This window comes from Exiguobacterium sp. UBA6282 (assembly GCF_002440475.1).
GTDB lineage: Bacteria > Bacillota > Bacilli > Exiguobacteriales > Exiguobacteriaceae > Exiguobacterium_A.
This window is the reverse complement of record NZ_DJUM01000014.1, coordinates 26,361-31,251: the sequence shown is the minus strand read 5'-3', so window position 1 is coordinate 31,251 and position 4,891 is coordinate 26,361. Positions and strand designations below refer to the sequence as shown.

Genomic DNA, 4,891 nt, shown 5'->3' with positions numbered 1-4,891 from the left:
GTTGACTTGATTCTCAGCAAAGGCGGCGCGGCAGTCATCACGGCTGACCACGGGAACGCGGATAAAGTCCTCAATGCGGACGGCAGTAAGATGACGGCGCATACGACAGAACCCGTTCCATGTATCGTGACGGTCGAGGACGTCGAACTCCTTGAACCACTCACAGGTGCACTCGCTGACCTCGCACCAACGGTCCTTGATCTCCTCGGAGCGGACCAACCAGCAGAGATGACTGGTAAATCGATCGTATTGAAGAAATAATCCCGTCGATCGAAAGAATTACAGCACATATTTCTTACACACAAAAGGAGCGAATTTAAATGTCAATGATTACAGAGATTTACGCACGCGAGATTCTTGATTCACGCGGTAACCCAACAGTAGAAGTAGAAGTTTATACAGAAGATGGCGGTTTCGGTCGCGCACTCGTACCATCAGGTGCATCAACTGGTGAGCACGAAGCAGTCGAACTCCGTGATGGCGACAAAGCACGTTACCTCGGAAAAGGTGTTTTGAAAGCTGTTGACAACGTCAACGAAAAAATCGCACCAGAAATCATCGGTTACGATGTCTTCGACCAAGCTGGAATCGATAAAAAGATGATCGATCTCGACGGTACGAAAAACAAAGGTAACTTCGGCGCTAACGCAATCCTTGGTGTTTCTATGGCTGCTGCACGTGCTGCTGCAGATGAGCTTGGTCTTCCACTTTACACATACCTCGGTGGATTCAACGCGAAAACATTACCAACACCAATGATGAACATCANNACATCATCAACGGTGGATCACACGCAGACAACAACGTGGACTTCCAAGAGTTCATGATCATGCCTGTCGGTGCTCCAACATTCAAAGAAGCACTTCGTATGGGTGCTGAAATCTTCCACGCGTTGAAATCAGTTCTTAGCGGAATGGGTCTTAACACAGCAGTTGGTGACGAGGGTGGATTCGCTCCAAACTTGAAATCAAACGAAGAAGCAATCACAGTTATTCTTGAAGCAATCGAAAAAGCTGGCTACAAAGCAGGCGAAGATGTTTACCTTGCAATGGACGTCGCTTCTTCTGAGTTCTACGATAAAGCAGCTGGAAAATACAACCTCGCTGGCGAAGGCAAAGTCCTTTCAACAGAAGAGCTTGTTGAATTCTATGCACAACTCGTTGACAAATACCCAATCATCTCAATCGAAGATGGCTGTGACGAAAACGACTGGGATGGTCACAAACTCCTTACAGATCGTATCGGACACAAAGTCCAACTCGTTGGGGATGACTTGTTCGTAACGAACACTGAGAAACTTGCTGAAGGTATCGAAAAAGGCATCGCTAACTCGATCCTCATCAAAGTTAACCAAATCGGTACGTTGACTGAAACATTCGACGCAATCGAAATGGCTAAAAAAGCTGGTTACACAGCTGTCGTTTCTCACCGTTCTGGTGAAACTGAAGATTCAACGATCGCTGACATCGCTGTTGCGACAAACGCTGGTCAAATCAAAACTGGTTCACTTTCACGTACAGACCGTATCGCGAAATACAACCAACTTCTCCGCATCGAAGACATGCTTTCAGACGTTGCTGTCTACGACGGAATCAAATCATTCTACAACCTCAAGAAGTAATTTCAGGTTGATCGTTTGAATAAGCTATAAGGAAAACCTCCTATTCGTGTGATACGTACACACCGGATAGGAGGTTTTTATATCAAGCAATGTCAAACATGAAAATCGCTTTAGTCATCAAAACTATGATGAACTGTCAAAAAATTGATTCATCTGAGTAGATGACTAAAATGTTATACTCATAAATAAGTGCAAATCAAATAGTTATAGGCATTAATTACATCTTGCTCGATACAGATGACAAATACGTCTAAAGGAGATACGATCATGCTAAATTCAGATTTAGATATCCGTTTAGAACCACGCATTCAAGAGTTATATCGACTACACAAGGAGCGTTCAGCCAACATCGACTGGAGCTACCACGAATTCATTCCGTGGGATAAGGCGATGTCGTTCAAACGCGTCCCTTGGGACGAAAGCCAAGTCACGCTTCCAGAAGGTGTCATCGTCGCAATCGAGACGGCATTGCTGACAGAGGTCAACTTACCGTGGTATACGTCGCACTTAGACTATACGTTCAAGAACTCGATGGAAGTCATCAATGACTTCGTCCGGACATGGACAGCAGAAGAAGATCAGCACTCGAACTTACTCGAGACATATTTACTCGTCACGCGAAACGTCAATCCAACGCGACTTCATCAATTAAGAAGACGCGTCGTTGAAAACGGCTGGTTCCCGGACTTCACGAACCCGCTAGCAACAATGGCGTATACGTCACTGCAAGAGTTAGCGACACTCGTCTTCTATAACAACGTCGCGAAGATTGCAGGAGCGCATGACAAGGACTTGGCAACGCTACTCCGTCGTCTAGCGAAAGACGAAGCACTGCATTATGCGTTCTACCGTGACACGGTCAAAGCACACCTAGAGCTTGACCCGAACTTCATCGTCTTCTTCGAGGACGTCATCATCAACTTCTCGATGCCAGGTGCTGTCATGCCGGACTTCACGGAACGGATGAAGACGATTGCTGTTGATACGAACTATGGACCACTCCAATACTTCGACCAAGTATTAGACGTCGTCGTCAAATTCTGGGGCATCGCTGATTTAGAACCGACAAGCGAAGAAGCGAAACAATCTCAAGCGAACATCATGAAATATCATGGACGTTTAAAACGTATCAAGGAACGTCAAGAGCGCCAACTCGAAAAAGCGAAGATTGACGCGTAAGGAGGAATGAAGATGAAGTGTGAAATCTGTGGAACTGAAACGAACAACCAAGTCAGTTACTTGGAACTCGACACGTGGGAATTCAACTCATTGAACAAAGAAGCAAAAGATTTTTATCCGATCTGTTTTGATTGCTTCGACAAGCATACGAATCAGTTCATCGATCAAGAGATGGATCTCGAATTACGTAAAAAACGTTCGCAAATGGTCAACAAAGAAGTAGAAGCTGAAATCGAAGCGATTCTTGAGGTTGAGAATTAAGTTGTCTTTACCATACGTGAAGGGAAGCAAAACCGGTAGTGCTTTGGCGCTATCGGTTTTTTATTATCACTAAAAAAAGCAGTTATCTCTTGCTTCACATGTTTTGTGAGAGAAGAAATAGCTGCTTTTAACATGAAGTCAGTCTTCAATAAATGTAACGAGATAATGATGGGCAGAATGAAGCGGTGCACGGGTCACGAAAAAGTCCGGGAGATCAACATCGATTCCCAATTCGCGCAGTGTATCGGGATCCAAACATTCCTGAATCAAACGTTTGATGTCTTGTAACAGTTCATCGTGCAAGTTCGCTTCCTTCGGAAAGGCACGTTTCGCGTCATCGCGCAACAATAGCACGATAGGTGGTAGACCTCGTAAGAGATCGACCTGAAGGGGCTGCTGATGACGTTCGAAATAATCATTCAGACAACTGACGACCCTCATCGAGTGTTCTTCTTTCATCCGATCCCAACTCTCTGTATGTGACTGTAACTCTCTAGCTATTCCCTAATTGAAGTGAGGATATGCATGGAAACTGGAAATCAAGTATTACGAGGACGCTGTTCGGGGTAGAACTAGAGGGAAGGGGGAATCGACATGCTATTTCGGTTTTTGGTTTTAGGGCTTGATACGTCGATTGGTGACATCCCGTTGCGCCTCATCTATTTTACGGAACTCATACTATTCATCGGTTTGTATCAAATCACGAGCCGGTTTTCGCGTCAGAGTCTGATTTTTGGAACGGCACTCGGAATTGGTGGACTGATTGCCATCTTACCCGGTGCGCTCTATATCATCCGTTATAATCCGGAGGATGCCGTCATCGATGTCACGTTCCTATTGATTTATTTGTTTGAGCCGCTGGCAATCGTTGCGTTCGTTGTTGCTTTGATTCGGCGTTTGTTCGTGGAGCGAAAAAGAGCCGGGAAAGCAAAAAGATGAAAGACTTGTCAGTTAGACTCCGATTGTTCATTGATTTCCGTCCAAGACGTCGCTTTCCGCGGGCGGAAGGCAAGCCTCCTCGTCGCGTGTGCTCCTGTGGGGTCTTGCCTATTCCGCTCTTCCCGCAGGAGTCTCCGTCTTTTCCGAAAATCAACAATCTAACGTGCTACTGAGAGGACAAGAAATACACCGTAAGATGGCGTGACGCTGTCTTGCGGTGTATTTGCGTATGCACCCAAATACTTTCTTTCAATAGTGTAAGGAAGAGTAACTGGAAGAATATTCTATAATAGAGGGAGAGCGAAATTAGATAGTAGTCGGTTTCGTAAGATCCTGGTGATTATAGGAGTGACTTGCATGCATAAAATACTGTTCGGATTGTCCGTCTTAAATAGTCTCTACATTACGAATAACTTTTTTACGTATTCCGATAGTTTTCTTAATGCGCCACTCGGCATCACGACCGTTATTGCTGTGGCATTGATGTTTCTAAACGACAGCGTTAAAAAAGATAAACCGTCGTTGTATACGAAAGCGACGGATGGATTAGGATTCATTAATATTCTGATTGGTCTCTCGCTGATCGTCTTTATTTAAGACATGATTCAGAGTGTTCAAGTGCATGATCATACGAAATGATCGTAAGTCTGACGCCGTGTCAGGCTTCTTTTTTGTGGTTCAATCCAAAAACTCGAAAAAAATAAAATATATTTTAAAGAAAAAAGATTGATGTGTAACCGGTTACACAATATGATGATTCTTGTAAGCGTTATCAAAAGAAAGAGGTGGCGAAACATGTCGACCATCCGGGAAGTAGCGAAAGCGGCACATGTCTCCGTCGCGACGGTCTCACGCGTCATGAACGAAAAGGGTTATGTCAGTGAGAAATCG

The 4,891-nt window shown here is 44.7% G+C and carries 5 protein-coding genes and 2 pseudogenes; 6 read left to right on the top strand and 1 reads right to left on the bottom strand.

Annotation, left to right across the window (positions count from 1 at the left end; genetic code table 11):
- The 4 genes and pseudogenes from B2751_RS03865 to B2751_RS03850 all read left to right on the top strand — a co-directional run.
- A pseudogene (locus B2751_RS03865) lies at positions 1-261 on the top strand (2,3-bisphosphoglycerate-independent phosphoglycerate mutase); the annotation flags it as partial.
- 59 nt (positions 262-320) lie between these two features.
- Positions 321-1,621: pseudogene (gene eno / locus B2751_RS03860) on the top strand (phosphopyruvate hydratase).
- A gap of 267 nt (positions 1,622-1,888) precedes the next feature.
- Positions 1,889-2,800 (top strand): acyl-ACP desaturase, encoded by a 912-nt coding sequence (locus B2751_RS03855; protein ID WP_195864535.1) that lies wholly within the window; start codon positions 1,889-1,891, stop codon positions 2,798-2,800.
- Between the two features lie 12 nt (positions 2,801-2,812).
- Positions 2,813-3,061 carry a hypothetical protein gene (locus B2751_RS03850; RefSeq protein WP_230088506.1) on the top strand — a complete coding sequence of 83 codons (249 nt, stop codon included), beginning with the start codon at positions 2,813-2,815 and terminating at the stop codon, positions 3,059-3,061.
- Positions 3,062-3,199: 138 nt separating this feature from the next.
- Here the strand turns inward: B2751_RS03850 and B2751_RS03845 are convergent, their stop codons facing one another.
- Positions 3,200-3,502 (bottom strand): hypothetical protein, encoded by a 303-nt coding sequence (locus B2751_RS03845; RefSeq protein WP_230088507.1) that lies wholly within the window; start codon positions 3,500-3,502, stop codon positions 3,200-3,202.
- Positions 3,503-3,655: 153 nt separating this feature from the next.
- On the opposite strand from B2751_RS03845, the gene B2751_RS03840 reads away from it, so the two are divergent.
- Together B2751_RS03840 and B2751_RS03830 are read left to right on the top strand one after the other, a co-directional pair.
- Positions 3,656-4,000 (top strand): hypothetical protein, encoded by a 345-nt coding sequence (locus B2751_RS03840; RefSeq protein WP_290772979.1) that lies wholly within the window; start codon positions 3,656-3,658, stop codon positions 3,998-4,000.
- A 357-nt stretch (positions 4,001-4,357) separates the two neighbouring features.
- Positions 4,358-4,597: a hypothetical protein gene (locus B2751_RS03830; protein ID WP_290772977.1), complete on the top strand. Its 240-nt coding sequence runs from the start codon at positions 4,358-4,360 to the stop codon at positions 4,595-4,597.
- Positions 4,598-4,891 lie beyond the last annotated feature (294 nt).

What these genes read in the sequence shown, in the direction of transcription:
- B2751_RS03855 (WP_195864535.1), top strand. Translation starts at nt 1,889, where the DNA reads ATGCTAAATTCAGATTTAGATATCCGTTTAGAACCACGCATTCAAGAG.
- B2751_RS03850 (WP_230088506.1), top strand. Translation starts at nt 2,813, where the DNA reads ATGAAGTGTGAAATCTGTGGAACTGAAACGAACAACCAAGTCAGTTAC.
- B2751_RS03845 (WP_230088507.1), bottom strand. Translation starts at nt 3,502, where the DNA reads ATGAGGGTCGTCAGTTGTCTGAATGATTATTTCGAACGTCATCAGCAG.
- B2751_RS03840 (WP_290772979.1), top strand. Translation starts at nt 3,656, where the DNA reads ATGCTATTTCGGTTTTTGGTTTTAGGGCTTGATACGTCGATTGGTGAC.
- B2751_RS03830 (WP_290772977.1), top strand. Translation starts at nt 4,358, where the DNA reads ATGCATAAAATACTGTTCGGATTGTCCGTCTTAAATAGTCTCTACATT.